Here is an 18,419-nt window from a genome sequence, read left to right on the forward strand (position 1 = left end):
AATCTGATAGTCGTCCGGGAGACAGTACGTTCACAATGCCTATTACCATCACTATAGCGCAGGATAGGAGATGCTTCGGAGCGAACCAGCTTGGCGTTGATGTACTTGCTTGGCAAGGCTTGAAATTATACGCGCTGGGCTGAATGCCTGCTATATTCGCAAGCTTGGTTATGAAATGCTATTTTAATTATTCTTTTAAAAAGATTCTCTACTTCATCGTTAAAATGAAAATTTCTTATGTGATTTTTTTATCGCAAACCACTGGATTTCAAGCAAAAAATTAATTATTAGCATAGAACTGTCCCGAAGTAAATGAAACAGCTGTACCCTCACTCTGCTCCTGATACTAACTCGCTAACTGAACATTCCCGCCAACGGCCGCAACCGCTGCGCATCTGTTGGTGGACTTTGTGCTGCTTTACCTGCCTATCGCTGGGTACGGTTGGGCACCAAGCCTGGGCACAGGCTCCGCAAGTGGTAACAGTAGTGCCTAGTCGCAATGCCATCGCTGCCGGGGCGGGCACGAACGTAGCAGTTACTTTTTCTCAGCCCATGCAGGCCGTGGCCGCGTCGGCTGCCGGCCTGCGGGTATTCAGCAGCCAGCGGGGCGGCCTGCTGACGGGCACTTACGGCGGAGCAGGCACGGCAACGGCAACTTTTCAGCCGGCCCAGAACCTGCGGCCCGGCGAAACCGTGCAGGTATGCGTAAAACAGGGTACGCTGAGTACGACAGGACAGGCGCTGCCAATGGCCTCACTGGCGCAATTCACCGTTGGCACGACGCCATCGGCGGGCACGTTCGGGCTGCCGGGACAGGCGCTGGCCGCGACGCCGTACACCTACGGGGTAGCGGCGGCCGACTTTAACGGAGACGGCAACCTGGACCTGGCCAGTTGCAGCCAGTACACAACCTCCAAGGTGCAGATACGCTTCGGGCGGGGCGACGGGACGTTTGGCAGTGCCTTTGACTACGCAATGGGGGCATCCTATTTTCTGACATCGGCCGACCTGGACAACGACGGCGACCTGGATTTGGTGGTGGGCAACTACGGGCAACTGGTGGTTATGCGGAATAATGGGAGCGGCGTATTTACGTCGTTGCGCGGTTTTCCGACGGGTAACGACGTGCGCACCATTGTGCCGGCCGACATGAATGGCGACGGCAACCTGGATGTAGTGGTGGCCTGCGCCTCATCCGGCAGCGTATTCGTGCATTTGGGGCAGGGCGATGGCACCTTTAGCACCGCAGGAGGTAGTTATTTTGTCGTGACCGCCCCGGTAGGGGTAGCGGTGGGGGACGTAGACGGTGATGGCGACCTGGACTACGTGACGGCCGGCGCCCAGAGCAACCGGGCATTTGTGCGCCTCAACGATGGCACGGGCAACTTTCCGGCAGGAAGCACGCTAACCGTTGGTTTTCAGCCCAACAGTATTGCCCTCGGCGACCTGAACGGCGACGGGGCGCTGGACGTGGTGACGGCCAACCAGAACAGCAGCAACGTCTCCGTGCTGCTGAATACGAACGCAGGCACCGGCACCTTCCAAGCGGCTACCACGGTGAACACGGCCAACATTCCCACCGACGTGAAGCTGGGCGACGTGGACGGTGACGGCGACCTCGACCTGGTGGTGGGTGGCTACAACCGCGATGTGCGGCTCAACAATGGCATTGGGGTTTTCAGCGCCGGCCCACTTATTCCATTTGGAGCGTACTACGTGGTGCTGGCCGACGTGAACAACGACGGTACGCTGGACCTGCTGAGCGGCTCCGGCGACTCGCTTACCGGCAGCGTCGGCGTGTGCCTGAACGCCGCCACGCCGACGCTGACCAGTTTCAGCCCGGCAAGTGGGCCCATCGGCAGCAGCGTGGTGCTGACGGGCACCAACCTGGCGGGCACCACGCAGGTAGCCTTTAATGGCCGGCCGGCGGCCAGCTTCGCCGTCAACTCGGCCACCTCCGTCACGGCGGTGGTGCCGGCGGGTGCCACCAGCGGGCGCATCGGCGTCACGACGTTGCCGGGGATGAGCACTACCAGCGCCACCAACTTCACGATTCCTGCGCCCATCGTGACTAGTCTAAGTCCTGCTGAGGGGCCCGCTGGCACCGTGGTCACGGTGATGGGCACAGGTTTTCTGGATGCTACGCAGGTAACATTTGCTGGCACCGTCGCCGCTGGGTTTGTTGTGAATGCCGCCGGTACACAGCTGACGGTAGCCGCTCCGGCTGGCGTGAGTACTGGCCCGGTAGTAGCAACGACTCCCAATGGCACCAGCAATGGGGTGCAGTTCACTGGTGCGCCCGCGCTGAGCGGTATTTCGCCGGCCTTTGGGCCGGCCGGCACGGTGGTAACGTTAACCGGCGGCGGGCTGCTCAACGCCAGCGCGGTCACGTTTGGCGGAGTCGCGGCGCCGGGCTTCACAGTCAATGCAGCCGGCACGAGCTTGAGTGTGAGCGCACCCGTTGGGGTGCTCTCCGGGCCAGTACTGGTGACAACTCCCTACGGCGTAAGCAACGGCTTGACCTTTACGGGAGCACCGGTCATCACATCGTTTTCGCCGGCGGCGGGGACGGCGGGCACCCGGGTGACGGTGCAGGGCCTCAACTTTACGGGTGCCAACCAAGTGACGTTTGGCACGGCCACTACCACAACCTTTGCCGTCATTTCGGCCACCCAGCTTTCGGTGACGGTGCCCAGCGGGGCCAGCACCGGTCCCATTCGGGTGCGTACGTCGGCCGGCACAGCCGTGAGTACCACGTCCTACACCATCCCGGCCCCAGTGCTTACGGCCCTGACCCCCGCCAGCGGCCCGGCCAGCACCAACGTAACCATCACCGGAACTGACTTGGTCGACGTGACGGGCGTGACATTTAACGGCGTACCCGCCAGTTATTTTTACACTAACTCGGCTACTTCCGTTTCCGCCTACGCCCCCTACGGAGTTACGACGGGGCCGGTGGTGGTGACCACGCCGGGCGGGCCCAGCAACGGGCTGCTGTTTACGGCGGCCCCGGTGATAAGCAGCTTCAGCCCCACCGGCGGCAGCCCTGGCACTCTGGTAACCCTGACGGGTCAGAACCTGACCGGCACCACCCAGGTGAGCTTTAACGGAGTGGCGGCCGGCAGCTACACGGTCGTATCGGCCACGCAGCTTACCGCCACTGTGCCGGTCGGTGCCATCACCGGTCCCATCCGCGTGACTACCCCGGCGGGCACGGCTGTCAGCAATAACTACTTCTACGTCACGGCTCCGATACTGACAGCTATTGCTCCCTCGGCTGGACCAGCCGGCACGGTCGTGACGCTGACCGGCAGCAATTTGCTGGGACTGACGGGCGTGACGTTCAATGGTCTGGCAGCGCCTGGTGCCACCGTCGACGCCACCGGCACCCAGGTGACCGTGACGGCCCCCACCGGCGTCACGACCGGGCCGGTAGTCGCGATTACTGGCACTGGCCCCAGCAATGGGCTGCTATTCAGCAGCGCTCCAACCCTGACGGCACTCAGCCCGGCTTTCGGGCCAGCCGGCACGCCGGTTACCCTCACGGGCACGGGCCTGACGGGCACCACCCAGGTAACCTTCAATGGCACGGTGGCGCCGGGCTTTGTGGTGAATGCGGCGGGCACACAGCTCACCGTGACGGCCCCGGCGGGCCTGACGACCGGCCCTGTAGTGGCGGCCAACGCCTATGGTGCCGGCAATGGTCTGGTATTTACTCTGCCTCCTGCCATCAGCGGCCTGAACCCGGCCAGTAGCCCCGTCGGCAGCAGCGTAGTTGTAACGGGCACCGACCTGACGGGCGCAACCCGGGTAACGGTAAACGCCACGGCAGCTGCCAGCTTCACGGTCAACTCCGCGACGCAGCTCACCTTCGTGGTGCCGGCCGGTGCCACCAGCGGGCTGGTGCGGGTAACTACCCCTGCCGGTACGGCCATCAGTCCCACCGGCTTGGTAGTGCCGGCCCCGGTGCTCACGACGCTCTCGCCCAGCGCTGGCCCGCTGGGCAGCTCGGTGGCCATTGCGGGCAGCAGTCTGCGTGATGCCAGTCGAGTAACCTTTAATGGCACCTCAGCTACTGGATTCGTGGTAAACACCGCCGGCACGCTGCTGACGGTAACCGTGCCAGCCGGGGCTACGACCGGCCCAGTGCTGGTAACTACTCCCAACGGCTTGAGCAACGGCCTGACATTTACGGTTGGCCCCACCATCACCAGCCTGTCCCCAGCGTTTGGGGGGCCAGGCACTCAGGTCACGATAACGGGCAGCAATTTCACGGGCACCACGCTGGTAACCTTTAATGGTACCGCCTCCCCCGGATTTGTAGTCAATGCGGCGGGTACTAGCCTGACGGTGACGGCGCCGGCCGGCGTAACTACTGGCCCAGTGGTCGTAACGGCCGCCGGCACGGCCAGCAACGGCGTCCTCTATACGGCGGCTCCGGTCATCATGGCTTTTACCCCCACTAGTGGAATCATCGGCACCAGCGTGACCATCGCGGGCACCGACCTGAATCAGCCCACCCAGGTGCTTTTTAACGGCGTGTCCGCCTCATTCACGGCTGGCTCGGCCACCCAGTTGACCGCAATTGTTCCCGTGGGCGCCCGCACCGGTCCGGTGCAGGTAGTGACCGCGCACGGTAGCGGTGCCAGTGCCGCCAACTTTACGGTACCAGCCCCGGTGCTTACGGGCGTAGCGCCTGCAGCAGCAGCCGTGGGCGCTACTATTACGCTGACGGGAAGTAACCTGCAAGGCACTACCGGGCTCACGTTCGGGAGCGTGGCGGCTAGCGGCTATACCGTGAACCCCGCGGGAACTAGTCTGACGGTGACCGTGCCGACCGGGGCTACCGGCGGCCCGCTGGTGCTCATGGCTCCGCACGGCAGCAGCAACGGCCTCGCCTTCGCAGTGCTGCCAGCCATCACGAGCGTCACCCCGGCCACCGCCGTGGTCGGCACCCAGGTGACCATCATGGGCACCACATTTGGTGGAGCAACGCAGGTAAGCTTCAACGGCGTAACTGCCGCGTTCGCCTTCGTATCGGCTACCCAACTAACGGCCGTGGTGCCGGCCGGGGCTACGAGTGGCGCGTTGCGGGTTACCACAGCGACGGGAACCAGCGCCGCATTCACATTTGCCGTGCCCCCTACTTTGGTGCAATTGGCGCCAGCCGGCAACAGCCGGAACGTGCTGCCGACGGCCAGCGTCACGGCCAGCTTCTCGCGGGCAGTGAGCACGGCCACAGCCGGGCAGGCGGGACTTCGGGTGTTCGGCAGCCAGTCGCTGGGGCTACTGCCGGGCACTTATGTGGGCAGCGGCACCAGCACGGTTGCTTTCACTCCCAGCCAAGCGCTGCGGGCCGGCGAAGTTGTGCAGGCTACGGTACTGGCCACCGCCGCTGCGGCCGACGGCACGCCGGTGAACCGGCCCTACGTCGCCCAGTTTACGACGGCTACCGGCCCGGCACCGGGCACCTTTGTAGCCGGCAGCCAGTACCTATCCACCACCGGCAGCACCACTGGCGTGGCAGTGGGCGACTTCGACCGCGACGGTTACCCCGATGTGGCCGCCTCCAGTTCACGCACCAGCCCCACGGCCTTCCTCACCATCTATTACGGCGACGCCACTGGCACCTTCGCCCGCAGTTACAGTGTCATGCTCGGCGCGGCTACATACCTGACCAGCGTCGACGTGGACAACGACGGCGACCTGGATTTGCTGGCCACCAAGCCGTTGGGCGGCGCAGAGGTGTGGCGCAACGACGGCATCGCGGGCTTTACCTTCCTCACAACTATAGCAACCCCCAATTCGCTGATGACAGTGGCTGCCGACCTGAACGGCGACGGCAACCAGGACCTGCTGATTAGCTGCAATTACGGGGGCGCATTCAGCTGCCTGGGGCGGGGCGATGGCACTTTTGGGCCAATTAGTGGCTTAATCACCGGCCGGATAATGGGGCTGGCGGCCGGCGACGTGGACGGCGACGGCGACTTGGATGTGGTAATGGCCAATGCCTCAGGCAACAACGTAGCAATCCGCCTCAACAACGGCGCTGGCAGCCTGGCGGCTCCCGTACTGGTGCCGGTGGCCAATGCCCCGAGTGCCGTTGCCTTGGGCGACGTGACTGGCGATGGGGTTCCTGACCTGCTCGTGACCCAGTACGACTACGGGACCACGACGGGGCAAAGCTCAGTGGTGGTACTGACCAACAACGGCACCGGTACATTTACGGTCGGCGCATCAGTGGCCATCGGCGGCCATCCCCTCGACGTTAAGCTCGGCGACGTGGACGGCGACGGCGACTTGGATGCGGTGACCGTGAACGAAGCTTCGGCCACCGCCTCGGTGTGCCTCAATCAAGGTCAGGGCACGTTTGCCCTGACTACCACGGTGCCGGTCGGCAGCGGCCCAACCAGCCTAGTGCTTGCCGACCTCGACGGCAACCGCACCCTGGACTTGGTAACGGCCAATGCGGCCAGCACGGCCACTCAGGCGGTTCTGTTGGTGTTCAACAAACCGGCCCGCTACGTGTGGACCGGGGCCGTGAGCAGCAACTGGAACACGCCGGGCAACTGGCAAAGCGGTTTGGTGCCCACCGCCGCCACCGATGCCGTCATTCCGGCCGGCTTGGCCACCTACCCGGTACTGAACAGCGGCCCGCAGGCGGTGAGCAAGCTCACCGTGGCGGCCGGGGCCACGCTGACCCTGCCAGCCACTGCCACCCTGCGCGTAAGCGGCGACTGGGAGCATAACGGCAGCAGCCAGCTGCTGGGGTCGGTGGTGTTCGCAGGGGCGGCCACGCAATTACTGACGGGAACCACTGCTCCCAGCTTCGCGACGCTCGAGGTAGACAAATCCGCTGGTATGCTGGCTTTGCAGCGTGCTGCCACCGTCACCGGCGCGCTGCGCATGACGGCCAGCCGGCTATTAACCGGCAATACCGAGCTGACAACCAGTGGAGCCACGCTCAGCGAAACGGAAACCAGCTACGTGCAAGGCACGGTGGTAAGCACCACAGATGTGCAGACGACTGGCACGCGCTACACTTTCGGCAACCTCGGCCTTAGCCTGACACCTAGTGGCCCTGGGCTACCAGGCAGCACGACGGTGCGACGGGTCACGGGCCAGTCTCTTTTCTTGTCGCCAAGCAACAGCATCCAGCGTTACTTCAGCATTCAAGCTGCTAATTCCACGGGCCTGAGCGTGACATTGGAAACTACTTACTGGGGCCACGAACTGGCAGGCCTGCGCAAAAGCCAGTTAGGAGCCTTCAGTGCCACATCGGTTAATGGCCCTTGGCAGCCCATGGCCAGCAGCAACGATTCAACGGCCAACAAGGTCACGGTCACCGGCCTCACTCAACTTAACGGGGTTTGGACGTTGGGCCGGGCTACTACCGTGCTGGCAGTTCAGTCTGGTGTTGGCGACCAGTCAGTTGCTGATTTCCGCGTCTATCCCACCCAGTTGACGGATGATGAGTTGCAGTATCAGTTCACCGGCAAACTAGCGGCTGATGCTACGCTTAGCATCTATAATACTCTGGGGCAGCAGGTAGTAAGCCAACTGGCTGTAAGGTCGACTACCGGCCGCCTGACGTTACCTACTCTGGCAGCCGGCTGGTACAGTATCCGACTACTCACCAGAGGCAGCGTTTACGTAGCGCGCTTTTATCGCTAGCCGACGGCTGTATGCCGCGTACCTGACCGCCCCAAGAATGTACTTCAGCAGAAGCCCCGGCCGCACCAGCAGCCGGGGCTTCTTGCGCTTCAGCGGTCGGCCAGCGGGTCGGGCCTAATGCCTGCCCTATCCGGCGTTAGCTGTAGTCAATCTCCGTGTTGTCGCCGATGTTCAGCGAGTGGTTCATGCCCCGGAACGAGGCGTCCGAGCCCACAATGCAGTCGTGCATCACGGCCGAGCGCAGCTCCGAATACGAGCCGATGATGGAGTCGCTCAGGATGGTGTTTTTGATGATGGTTTTGTCGCCGATGGCCACGTTGGGGCCGATGATGGAGTGCGAAATCTGGCAGCCGCGCCCGATGCTCACGGGCGGGATGATGACGGCGTCGGGGAACTCCGAATAGTCGCGGCCATCCAGAAACTCGGGGCGGTTCAGCAGGCGGGCGTTGGCTTCGAGCAGGGTTTCCTTGCGGCCGCAGTCGAACCAGTTATCCACCGGGCAGGTCGTCATCACCTCGCCTTCGTCGATGAGGTGCATCAGCGCGTCGGTGAGCTGCAGCTCGCCGTGGGTGCGCACGTCGGCGTCGTGCAGCCACTCCAGGGCCTGGGCCAGCTTTTCGGGGTAAGCCAGCTTATAGAGGCCCACCATGGCGAAGTTCGACTTCGGAATCTTGGGCTTCTCCACCACCTTGCTCACCCGGCCGCCGGGGCCGGTTTCCACGATGCCGAAGCGGCTGGGGTCCTTCACTTCCTTCACGGCCAGCACGGTGCCGGGCGTGGCCATCAGGGCGGGCAGGTCCACGTCCACGATGGTGTCGCCGAGCAAGATGAGCACGCCGTCGGGCTCGTGCCGGAACTCCTCGCGGGCCAGCCACAGCGCGTGGCCGATGCCCTCGCGCGGCTCCTGCACCACAAACGTAGCCTGTAACTGCGGGTAGCTGCGGCGCACGTAGCGCACAATTTTATCGCCCAAATAGCCCACGATGAACACGAACTCGGTGATGCCCGCGGCCGTGAGCCGGTCGATGAGGTGGCCCAGAATGGTGTTGCCGGCCACCGGCACCAGGCTTTTGGGCTGGGTGTGGGTGTGCGGGCGCAGGCGCGAGCCAATGCCGGCCACGGGGATAACGGCTTTCATGGGTGTAATGCAGCGGAATAAGAGACGATTCAGGAAAGGCCGGCGGGGCCGCCGGTACCCGCCTATGCAGCAAGCTACAACTACTCGGGCTAAGCTGCGTACTTTGGCGCACCGGGCTCAACCGTAAGCGGGGCCGCCGGGTTTCAAATCACCCTTCGGGCCGCGCCCCGCGCCGGCCCTTCTTTCTTCCCCAACCCAAACAACTAACCTCTTCTTCTTTCTCAACATGAAACGTTTTCTTCTCTATTTCGCGGGCCTGGCCCTGTTGCTCACCCAGTCGTCGTGCGGCTACAACGGCATGGTGCAGCGCGACCAGGCCGTGAAGGCCCAGGCCGGCAACGTGCAAAGCGCCTACCAGCGCCGCAACGACCTCATCGGCAACCTGGTAAACACCGTGAAAGGTGCCGCCAAGTTCGAGCAGGGCACCCTCACCAGCGTGATTGAGGCCCGCGCTAAGGCCACCAGCGTGCAGCTGAACGCCAACGACCTCACCCCCGAAAACATCAAGAAATTCCAGGATGCCCAGAGCCAGGTATCGGCCGGATTGGGCCGCCTGCTGGCCGTGTCGGAAAACTACCCCGACCTGAAGGCCAATGCCAACTTCCAAGAGCTGCAGGCCCAGATTGAGGGCACCGAAAACCGCATCAACGTGGAGCGCAACAAGTTCAACGCCGTTACCAACGACTACAACACCTTCACGCGCTCCTTCCCCAACAACCTGTTTGCCGGCATGTTCGGCTTCCCCCCCAAGCCCTACTTCGAGGCCGACCCGGCCGCCAGCAAGGCCCCCACGGTGCAGTTTTAATTCGATTGAACGTCGTGCATAGTTCGTCATGCTGAGCTTGTCGAAGCATCTCTACCGCGCAACTAATCCATTTGATTGGGTTTAGTATTGCAGTAGAGATGCTTCGACAAGCTCAGCATGACGTTCTGCTGACTTTCTCTACATCACCATCCCACCCATGACTTCTCCCCTTACTCCCGCCGAGGATGCGGCTTTGGTCGCGGCCATCCGCGCGGCCGAGGTGCAGACCTCGGGCGAAATCCGGGTGCACCTGGAGGACACCTGCCCCACCCCCGAGCCCCTCGACCGCGCCGCCCAGGTATTCGGCGAGCTGAACATGCACAAAACGGCCGCCCGCAACGGCGTGCTGTTTTACCTGGCCTGGCAGAGCCGGCAGTTTGCCGTGGTGGGCGATGCCGCCATCAACGCCGCCGTGCCCGACGACTTCTGGGAAGCCACCAAAGAGGCTGTGCTGGAGCATTTCCGGGGCGAGAAGTACGTGGTGGGCCTCGAACGCGGCATTCGCATGGTGGGCGAACAGCTCAAGCGCTACTTCCCCTACGATGCCGCCACCGACGAGAACGAGCTCGACGATGCCATTTCTTTTGGCGGCCCCAAGCCGCCCACCGACACATGAAAACTCCCGTGGCTGACGCCGCTCACTTAACGCGGCCCGCCGTGAATACCCCCGTGCCGCTGCTGCGCGCCCCGCAGTGGTGGCCCCGGCTGCTGGTGCTGCTGGCGCTGCTGGCCAGCCTCGGCGCGGCAGCCCAAACCCTGCCCCCGCGCCCCAATCCACCGCGCTTGGTGAACGACCTGGCGGGCCTGATGCAGCCCACCGAAGCCGACGCGTTGGAGCGCAAGCTGGTAGCCTACGACGACAGCACGTCGTCGCAGATTGCCGTCGTCACGGTGCCCAACCTCGATGGTGATGAAATTGCCGACTACGCCCAGAAGCTCTACGAAAGCTGGGGCATCGGCCGCAAGGGCAAGAACAATGGCATCCTCATTCTGGTGGCCCAGCAGGAGCACCAGGCCCGCATCCAGACCGGCTACGGCCTCGAAGGCGCCGTGCCCGATGCCTTGGCCAAGCGCATCATCAGCAACACGCTGGTGCCCGCCTTCCGCCAAAACCAGTACTACGCCGGCCTCGACCGCGGCACCGACCAGCTCATTGCCCTGGCTAAAGGCGAGTACCAGGCCAACCCGGCCGACGCCCGACCCCAGGGTGGGCGCGACAGCACCGGCTCGGGCTTTCCGTTCTGGATTATCATCATTGTGATGGTCATCGTCTTCACCATGCTCCGTAACCGGGGCGGGGGCGGCGGGCGCGGCAACCGCGGCTTCGGCGGGGGCTTCATCCCGCCCATCATTTTCGGCGGCGGCTTTGGTGGCGGCGGCGGCGGCTGGGGCGGTGGTGGCGGCGGAGGCGGTGGCTTCGGCGGCTTCGGTGGTGGCAGCAGCGGCGGCGGCGGCGCCAGCGGCAGCTGGTAATTTTAGTTGTTAGTTGCTCGTTGTCAGTTGTTAGGGCAGTACCGCGTGGTGCTGCCCTTTTTCTTTTTCAGGCGGTAGCCGATGCTGGGCCGTTGGTTCCTGCCTACTTGCGTCAACGACCTAGCAACGAGCAACTGACAACGGACTGCCCTAATGGTCGCTGCGCACACCGGCCGGAATAGCTACCGTCAACCGGTTTTCGGCGGGTGGCACCGGGCAGGAGTAATTGGGATTATAAGCGCAGGACGGGTTGTAGGCCTTGTTGAAATCGAGCTGCATCACGCGGGTGCCAACGGGCGGCAGGCGCAGGTCGAGGTAGCGGCCGCCGCCATAGCTGCCGTGCCCGTTGCTACCGTCGGTGAAGGGCAGCATCAGGTAATTCTCGAAGCCGGGCCGCTTCAGCAAATCCAGCGGCTGATAGATGCTTAGCCGCTGGGGCTGGCCATCGAGCACGAAGCGCAGCTCGCCGTACTTGCGGTAGAGCGGCCGCCGGGCCGTGCTGGTGGGCATGGCAAACGGCTGAGAGGTGGAGTCGCGCACCAGCGTGGCCTCCACGTAGTAGCGGTAATCGGTGGGGTAAAACGGCAGGCCGGCGAATGCTTTGCGCTCGGCCGCCGTCAGCGGCGATTCCTCGGGGTTACGGAATTCCGCATTCAGGTCGGCCTGAAACTTCAGCACGCTTTGCTGGTGGGCGGCCACGTCGAGGTGCGCGGCAGCTGTGGTCGCCTGGGCCCGCGCCGCGCCGGCCAGCAGCCCCAGCCACCCCAGAAACAACAGTTTTTTCATGCTCCAAAGTACGGCAGCAACGGCGGCGGCGGCGCTATTCAGAAGTTGGTGTGCCGTAGCGCGAACGCTGCAGCTCGCGCCCCTGAATGACTCCGCCGAACAGTAGCCAATGACACAGCGACGCGAACCACAAAGTTCGCGCTACTGCTCGGCCCTGTAGCGCCGGAAACTGAGCCAAGCTCAACCTTTTGGCAGCGCGCACAGTATCAGGCCTACCGGGGCAGCCGCGCTACCCGACTATTCTTTCTTCACCCTTCTTCTTTCACACCATGAGTGCTTCCCGGTTATCCGTGTTTCTGTTTCTGGCCGCGCTGGCCACCACCCTCACCGGCTGCGATGCCATCGCCGGTATTTTCAAAGCGGGTGCCTACACGGGCATCATCGCCGTGTTTATCGTGGTGGCTCTGTTGTTCTTCATCGTGAGCAAGATGCGCGGCCCGCGCCCCTAGTTCGTACTAATGCCAAACGCAAAAAGGCGCGGCTCCCATCCGGGAGCCGCGCCTTTTTTATGGGCTGATAGAATGCCTACTTCTTGTTGGGCATGGTGCCGATGATGTGGTCCCACAGCGTGCTGCTTACGCCGAAAGCCACTTCATCCTGGCGGTAGTGGTGCTGGCTGTGGTGCGTCCACCACACTTTCAGGAAGTTCTTGGGCGGCGAGTAGGCGTGGATGGCGTAGTGCACAAACAGGTACATGGCGTAGCCGAACGTGAAGCCCGACAGCAACCCAAAGGCATACGAGCCAAAGCTGAACCGGAAAATGAAAAACAGCAGCGAGGCCACAAACACTGTGATGATGGGCGGCATGGCCAGCCGGGTTTTATCCTTAGGGTACTCGTGGTGCACGCCGTGCATGGTGTACTGAAATTTGGCCCGGCCCGGCGTAGTAGCCGGAATATGGTACACGTAGCGATGCACCACGTACTCCACAAACGTGAAGGCCAGCAACCCGAGCAGGAACAACCCGATGGCCCCCAGCGCCGACATGAAGCCGTGCGTCAGGCCGTAATACATGCTGATGATGCCGGTAGCGGCAAAAATGCTCACCGGCAGGGCAATGTGCGTGTGCGACAAGCGCTCCAGTACTGGATTTTTGAACAGCTGCGCCGAGCCTTTGTGCTTGGGCCGCACGGGGGCGGCTTCGGTAGTCGGGGCCGGCGCTACGTCCGGCTCTTCGGTGGATACTGATTGCATATGGCTAATGAACAACGAACTAATCTAAGGACAAATTTACGACGCGGCCGGCAATGGGCCGGGCCGGGCAAACCCGGCCGCCGCCAGCCGGGCCACCACCGCCGGCAGCGTGCAGGCCACCGAGCAGCGCACCCGCGCCTGGGCGTAAAACCGTTTTCGGGCGGTAAGGGTTTCGCGCAGCCAGGCCTCCGCCCCCCCGGCAGCTGCAATCAGGGGCCGTTTGGCCACTTCTTCGGGAGCCATCCGAGCAGCCAGCGTCTCAACGGGCACATCGAGCCAGAGCGTGATGCCGGCCTGGTTGAGCAGCGCCATGTTGTCGTGAAAGCAGGGGGTGCCGCCGCCCGTAGCCAGCACCAGCGGAGGCCCGCCCGCCGCCAGCGCCGCCCGCAGTGTCTCCGCCTCCACGGCCCGGAAACCGGCCTCGCCTTCCTCGGCAAAGATTTCGCGCACGCCGCGCCCGGTGCGGGCCTCAATGGCGTGGTCGAGGTCGAGGAAGGGGCGGTTGAAGTGCGCGGCCAGCTGGCGGCCCAGCGTGGTTTTGCCCGCGCCGGGCAGGCCTACGATGCTGAGGTGACCGGAGCCGGTGGGCACCAGCGTTTCGCTGGGTGAGAGTGGATTCACAGACACTTTTTAACGCTTGAAAACATCTGTCATCCTGAGTGCAGCGAAGGGCCTTATCGTGTACGAACGGTTTGTTCTAACGGAATAAGGTCCTTCGCTGCGCTCAGGATGACAGAAAACTACTAGTTTTTACCCCAGCTTCACGCGCGGGTCGAGCACGGCGTAGAGCACGTCCACGACAATATTTATCAGCACAAACAGCGCGGCCACGAACAGCGTAGCCCCCATCACCACCGGAAAATCGAGGTTCTCCACGGCGCGAAGCGTAACGGTGCCCAGGCCCTTCCAGTTGAAGATGTACTCGATGAAAAACGCGCCCGCCATCAGCGAAGCCAGCCAACCCGATACGGCCGTGACGACCGGGTTCAGGGCGTTGCGCAGGGCGTGGTGCAGCACGGTAGCGGGGCGGCTCAGGCCCTTGGCGCGGGCGGTGCGGATGTAGTCCTGGGCCAGCACATCGAGCATGCTGGAGCGCGTGAGCTGCGTGATGATGGCCAGCGGCCGAATGCCCAGCGCCACGGCCGGCAGCAGCAGGTTGCGCAGCACCAAATGCCGCTCGCCCGTGAACGGGTCGGTTTCATACAGCTGGCCAGTGAGGCTTAGGCCCGTGAAGTGGCTCCAGTAGAAGCCAAACGTGACGGCGATGAGAATGGCCGCTACGAACGAGGGCACCGAAATGCCCAGCACCGAAGTGCTCACCAGCACCCTGTCGAGCCACGACTGGGGCCGCAGGGCAGCGGCCACGCCCAGCGCCACGCCGCCCACGCTGGCAATGAGCATGGCGGCCAACGCCAGCCACATGGTGCCGGGGAAGTAGTCGAGCAGAATGCGCAGCACGTCCTTGTTGCTCTGGAAGGAGCGACGTAGATAGGGCGTTTTCAGCACCAACACTTTTGAGCCCAGCGGCACCAGTGCAAAGCCGCCGTAGCGGGCGCGGCCGGCCGAGTCGGCGGGGTGCAGGCCGAGTGGCGAGATGTCGTTCAGGTAGCCCACCAGGCGGGCGGGCAGCGGCTGGTCGAGGCCCAGGTCGGCGGTGATGGCGGCTTTGGTGGCCAGGTCGGTGCGCTGGCCGGCGAGCAGCGCGGCCGGGTCGCCGGGCAGCACGTTGAAAAGCAGAAACACCGTGCACGCCACGCCCACCAGCACGAGCAGGCCCTGGGCTAAGCGACGGAGAATGAAGGGGAGCAAATTTTAGATGTGAGAAACATGGAAAATGTGAGAAATGCAAAAATGCATCGCGTGTGAAAATGCAGGTGGTGAAATATCCCTGTTATGCACTTTCACATTCTGCATATTCGCACATTTATCACATCACAAACTACTGCAGCTTCTCCTCCACTTTCCCGATGCTCGGGATGTCGTGGTAGTGGTACTTGCCTTTCACCACACCGTCCTTCAGCAGCACGAAGCCGGGGTTGGAGCGGATGATGGACTTGAGTACGGTGGCGTCGGCGTAGTAGAAGGGCACGGCCAGGTTGGCGCTGTGCCGGAACACGTCGAACTCGGCGGGGCTGCTGCTGGTGATGACCAGTGGCGTGATGCCGCGGCGCGAAGCCTGGGCATCGGCCAGCAGCTTGTTGATGAGGGCGTAACGGTCGCGGTCGGCCTTGTCCACATCCTGAATGATGAGCACGAGCTTGTTGCCGCGCAGCAGCTCGGGGGTGTAGTCGCCCTCGTCGTTCCAAACCTTGAAATCGGTGATTTTGGGGCCGTCCTCGGGGTTGAGGGCCTTCATGCTCTTGTAGGTCCAGGTCGAGTCGGGGTAAGTGGTGAAGCTTTCGGTTTTGCCGTTCTTCTCCATCTCGTACTCGTAGCGCATCGGCGCGCGCGCCTTCATCAGCTGGCCGATGTTGTTGCCCACTTTGTAGGGCAGGAAGTCGAAATACGGCAGGTGGCCCAACGCCCGCACCCCAATGCCAATGGCAATGGCCGTGACAAACGTCATGGTCATCACCCCAAACATGCCCTGCACAAACGCGTGCCGCAGAAACCGCTGGTGCGTGAACACCACGCCCCACAACACCAGCAGAAACAGGTCTTTAAAGAACGAAGTCCAAGGCTTGAGCTTGATGAAATCGCCGAAGCAGCCGCAGTCCGTTACCTTATTAAAGGCGGCCGAATAGAAGGTCAGGAAGGCGAAAAACACCAGCAGCGCCAGCAGCGCCCACAGCGTTTTGCGCAGGTGCCAGCGCAGCAGCAGCGCCGCCCCCAGAATGACTTCGGCCGAGCTTAGCAGGATAGACAGCGTGCGGGTGCTGCCCTTCAGCCACAGGAAGAACCCGCCAATGCTGGGCAAATCGGTGGCGAAGACCTCGAAGTATTCTTCGAGCTTGTAGGCCGTGCCCACCGGGTCGTTCAGCTTGATGAGGCCGGAAAAGATGAACAGGGCCCCCAGCAAAAACCAGCACACCCGCGTGAGGGTGCGCAGCGGGTGGGAAGCGGGAGCAACAGCGGCAACGGAGTTCGGAACGGACATAGGGAGCAAAGGTAAGCCGGGGGCAAAACGCGCCAGCCCCGCGCAAGGTTGGCCCTAAAGGTCGGGCGGGCGGCCCAATCAACCAACCCCGGCCCGCCGCCGCCTACCGCCGGGCCAGCGCCGCCGCGTAGCCGCTGCGGGCCAGGAAGTCGGGGGCGCTGCGAATGTTGAGGATGTCGGCCAGGGCCTGCTTTTTATCGGTGGCTTGCTGGTAATAGGCCTGCACGATTCGGTAGCCCACGTAATAGCCCAGGTCGCAGGGCTTTTCGGGGGTTTCCTGGCGGCCGTTGGCCATCCAGTTGTGGGCATCCTTGCCCAGCATTTCCTGCTGAAAAGCGGCCCACAATTCCTTTTCGTGGGCGTTGCCGTAGGGGTGCAGGCGGGCGTTGGTGACCTGGCCAGTCACGAGCTCGGCCACAAAATCGGCCATGCCCTCACTCAAAGCGTAGCTCAACAGGGTGCCATCCTGCGGGCCTTGGTTGCGGTGCACCAGCTCGTGCACCATCAGCGAGGGCATTTCCGACACGGGCGCGCAGCGGTTGCGCTGCACCAGGCTGAGCTCCGAGGTATTCACGCCGGGGCCGTTGGCCGTTTGGTCGGCCCCGATGAGCAGGCCGGCGTCCGACACGGTGCCGCCCGACACCCAGCCGCCCACCACGAAATAGATGTTCTGGAAGCGCACGGCCGGGTACAACTCCTGAAAACGCCGGAATGCGGCCACAATTTTCGGTTTCTCGGCGGCAATGCCCAGCGTGGTTTTTCGGATGGAATTGTAGTAGCGCGGCCGCCCCAGAATGGTGCGCGCAAAGTCCTGGTCGCTCGCAATTTTTAGCTTGTAGTAGTCCTGCAGGCCCGCCGAAGCTTTGGCGAAATACTCGCGCCGGAAAATAGCGGCGGCCTGGGCCGTGTCGCGCTGCACGGCGGCGTAGGCGGTCCAGAAATGGTCGATGTCGGAAGTTACCAGCTTCGCGTCCTCGGGCCGATGGATGATGCTTTTCTCTTCCAGCCGGCGGGCGCGGGCCAGCAGTTTCGGCCACTGCTTATCGGAGTGCAGCAGCTCCAGGTCAGAGTCGACGGCGATGTGGCTGGCATTCACGTAGCCCGCGTCGATGGCCTGGCCCAGGTAGCGCAGGGCGTTGGGCGCATCGTGCAGCAGCCCGTAGTAGCAGGCGATGTTGTAGTAGCTCAGCGCCTTGTAGCGGGGCGAAGCCGTGCGCTCCTGCGCCACCCGCTGATAGGCCCTGATGGCCTCGGGGTAGTTTTTCTGTTTGCTGAACGTCTGCGCGTTCAGCAGCAGCGAATCGAGGTGGGAAAGTTGCTGGGCCGGAGCCACAAAGGCCGCGCCCAACAGCAGGAGCAGAAGCAGCAGATGTTTCATCGGGAAAGGAATGTAGTATGGCCGGAAGATGCGCCGCCCCGGCCCGCGGTTGCCTGCGCCCGAGCGGCTGCCAACCGCTGCCAGCAGCTTCCCGAGTACCACTTCCCCCGCCAAACGTTACGCGGCAGGTCGTAGTCGGTGCTGGCCGGTGCTGGCCGTAGTCTAAGCGTAGCGACGACTACTGGCCCTACCGTAAGGCGAGTTTGCAACTCGCCTGCGCAGGTATATGCTCACTGCGGCGAGTTACAAACTCGCCTTACGGTAGGGCACGCAGTTGTGCGCTACGCGCTAAACTGCGGCCAGCGTACGGTACCGCCCCCCGCGCCAAGCGTTACCCTTCGCCACGCAGAATCAGCGCGAAAACGGCGTAGTTGAGCATGTCGCGGTAGCTGCCTTCCACGCTCTCGCTCACCAGGGCCGCGCCGCCGATGTCTTCGAGCTGCTTCACGCGGTGCAGCTTCATCAGAATCAGGTCGGTAATGCTGGCCACGCGCATTTGGCGCCAGGCTTCGCCGTAGTCGTGGTTTTTGGCCAGCAGCAGGCGGCGGTTTTCGGCGGCTTCATGGTCGTAGGCTTCGGCCACGGCGTTGGGCGTCATATCCAGCGGCGTATCCTGGGGCAAGTGCAACTGCATCAGGGCAATGAGGCAGTAGTTGATGATGGCCACGAACTCCTCGTTCACGTCGTCGGCCACGAGCTGCACGCCGGTTTCCTGAATGGTGCGAATGCGGTTGGCCTTGATGAAAATCTGGTCCGTGACCGACGGCAGGCGCAGAATGCGCCACGCCGTGCCGTAGTCGTGGGTTTTGGCCAGAAACAGGGTGCGGCAGCGGGCCAGCAGCAGGTCGTAGTGTTCGGGAGTCGAGGAAGGCAT

13 protein-coding genes are annotated in these 18,419 nt (G+C 63.1%); 5 read left to right on the forward strand and 8 right to left on the reverse strand.

Annotation, left to right across the window (positions count from 1 at the left end; translation table 11 throughout):
* The first annotated feature begins 312 nt into the window (after positions 1 to 312).
* Positions 313 to 7,674, forward strand: a complete 7,362-nt coding sequence (locus MON38_RS12115; RefSeq protein WP_241936431.1) for an FG-GAP-like repeat-containing protein — start codon at positions 313 to 315, stop codon at positions 7,672 to 7,674.
* 136 nt (positions 7,675 to 7,810) lie between these two features.
* Here MON38_RS12115 and MON38_RS12120 read toward each other — a convergent pair whose 3' ends face one another.
* Positions 7,811 to 8,812: a sugar phosphate nucleotidyltransferase gene (locus MON38_RS12120; RefSeq protein ID WP_241936432.1), complete on the reverse strand. Its 1,002-nt coding sequence runs from the start codon at positions 8,810 to 8,812 to the stop codon at positions 7,811 to 7,813.
* 226 nt (positions 8,813 to 9,038) lie between these two features.
* On the opposite strand from MON38_RS12120, the gene MON38_RS12125 reads away from it, so the two are divergent.
* The 3 genes from MON38_RS12125 to MON38_RS12135 all read left to right on the forward strand — a co-directional run bounded on the left by MON38_RS12125 (position 9,039) and on the right by MON38_RS12135 (position 11,090).
* Positions 9,039 to 9,617 carry a LemA family protein gene (locus MON38_RS12125; protein ID WP_241936433.1) on the forward strand — a complete coding sequence of 193 codons (579 nt, stop codon included), beginning with the start codon at positions 9,039 to 9,041 and terminating at the stop codon, positions 9,615 to 9,617.
* A gap of 157 nt (positions 9,618 to 9,774) precedes the next feature.
* Complete coding sequence (locus MON38_RS12130) at positions 9,775 to 10,233, forward strand: TPM domain-containing protein (RefSeq protein WP_241936434.1); 459 nt, start codon at positions 9,775 to 9,777, stop codon at positions 10,231 to 10,233.
* On the forward strand, positions 10,230 to 11,090 hold the full coding sequence (locus tag MON38_RS12135; protein ID WP_241936435.1) for a TPM domain-containing protein: 861 nt from the start codon (positions 10,230 to 10,232) through the stop codon (positions 11,088 to 11,090). The genes MON38_RS12130 and MON38_RS12135 overlap by 4 nt, the downstream gene beginning before the upstream one ends.
* 150 nt (positions 11,091 to 11,240) lie before the next feature.
* Here MON38_RS12135 and MON38_RS12140 read toward each other — a convergent pair whose 3' ends face one another.
* On the reverse strand, positions 11,241 to 11,876 hold the full coding sequence (locus MON38_RS12140; RefSeq protein ID WP_241936436.1) for a DUF1684 domain-containing protein: 636 nt from the start codon (positions 11,874 to 11,876) through the stop codon (positions 11,241 to 11,243).
* Positions 11,877 to 12,145: 269 nt separating this feature from the next.
* Here MON38_RS12140 and MON38_RS12145 point away from each other — a divergent pair, with 269 nt between their 5' ends.
* Positions 12,146 to 12,325, forward strand: a complete 180-nt coding sequence (locus tag MON38_RS12145; protein WP_241936437.1) for a hypothetical protein — start codon at positions 12,146 to 12,148, stop codon at positions 12,323 to 12,325.
* A gap of 76 nt (positions 12,326 to 12,401) precedes the next feature.
* On the opposite strand, the gene MON38_RS12150 is transcribed toward MON38_RS12145, so the two are convergent.
* From MON38_RS12150 to MON38_RS12175, 6 genes are all read right to left on the reverse strand, one after another.
* The gene (locus MON38_RS12150) at positions 12,402 to 13,070 is read right to left on the reverse strand and encodes a sterol desaturase family protein (RefSeq protein ID WP_241936438.1); all 669 of its coding nucleotides are present in this window, start codon (positions 13,068 to 13,070) and stop codon (positions 12,402 to 12,404) included.
* Positions 13,071 to 13,106: 36 nt separating this feature from the next.
* Positions 13,107 to 13,691, reverse strand: coding sequence for a shikimate kinase (locus tag MON38_RS12155; RefSeq protein ID WP_241936439.1), 585 nt, complete (start codon positions 13,689 to 13,691; stop codon positions 13,107 to 13,109).
* A 129-nt stretch (positions 13,692 to 13,820) separates the two neighbouring features.
* The gene (locus tag MON38_RS12160) at positions 13,821 to 14,879 is read right to left on the reverse strand and encodes an ABC transporter permease (RefSeq protein WP_241936440.1); all 1,059 of its coding nucleotides are present in this window, start codon (positions 14,877 to 14,879) and stop codon (positions 13,821 to 13,823) included.
* Positions 14,880 to 15,009: 130 nt separating this feature from the next.
* Positions 15,010 to 16,167, reverse strand: a complete 1,158-nt coding sequence (locus MON38_RS12165) for a BT_3928 family protein (RefSeq protein ID WP_241936441.1) — start codon at positions 16,165 to 16,167, stop codon at positions 15,010 to 15,012.
* Between the two features lie 103 nt (positions 16,168 to 16,270).
* A complete protein-coding gene (locus MON38_RS12170; RefSeq protein ID WP_241936442.1) occupies positions 16,271 to 17,545 on the reverse strand; it encodes a TPR end-of-group domain-containing protein in 1,275 nt (424 codons plus the stop codon).
* A gap of 331 nt (positions 17,546 to 17,876) precedes the next feature.
* Complete coding sequence (locus MON38_RS12175; protein WP_241936443.1) at positions 17,877 to 18,419, reverse strand: DUF1599 domain-containing protein; 543 nt, start codon at positions 18,417 to 18,419, stop codon at positions 17,877 to 17,879.

The sequence above is a fragment of the Hymenobacter cyanobacteriorum genome (assembly GCF_022631375.1).
Taxonomy (GTDB): domain Bacteria; phylum Bacteroidota; class Bacteroidia; order Cytophagales; family Hymenobacteraceae; genus Hymenobacter; species Hymenobacter cyanobacteriorum.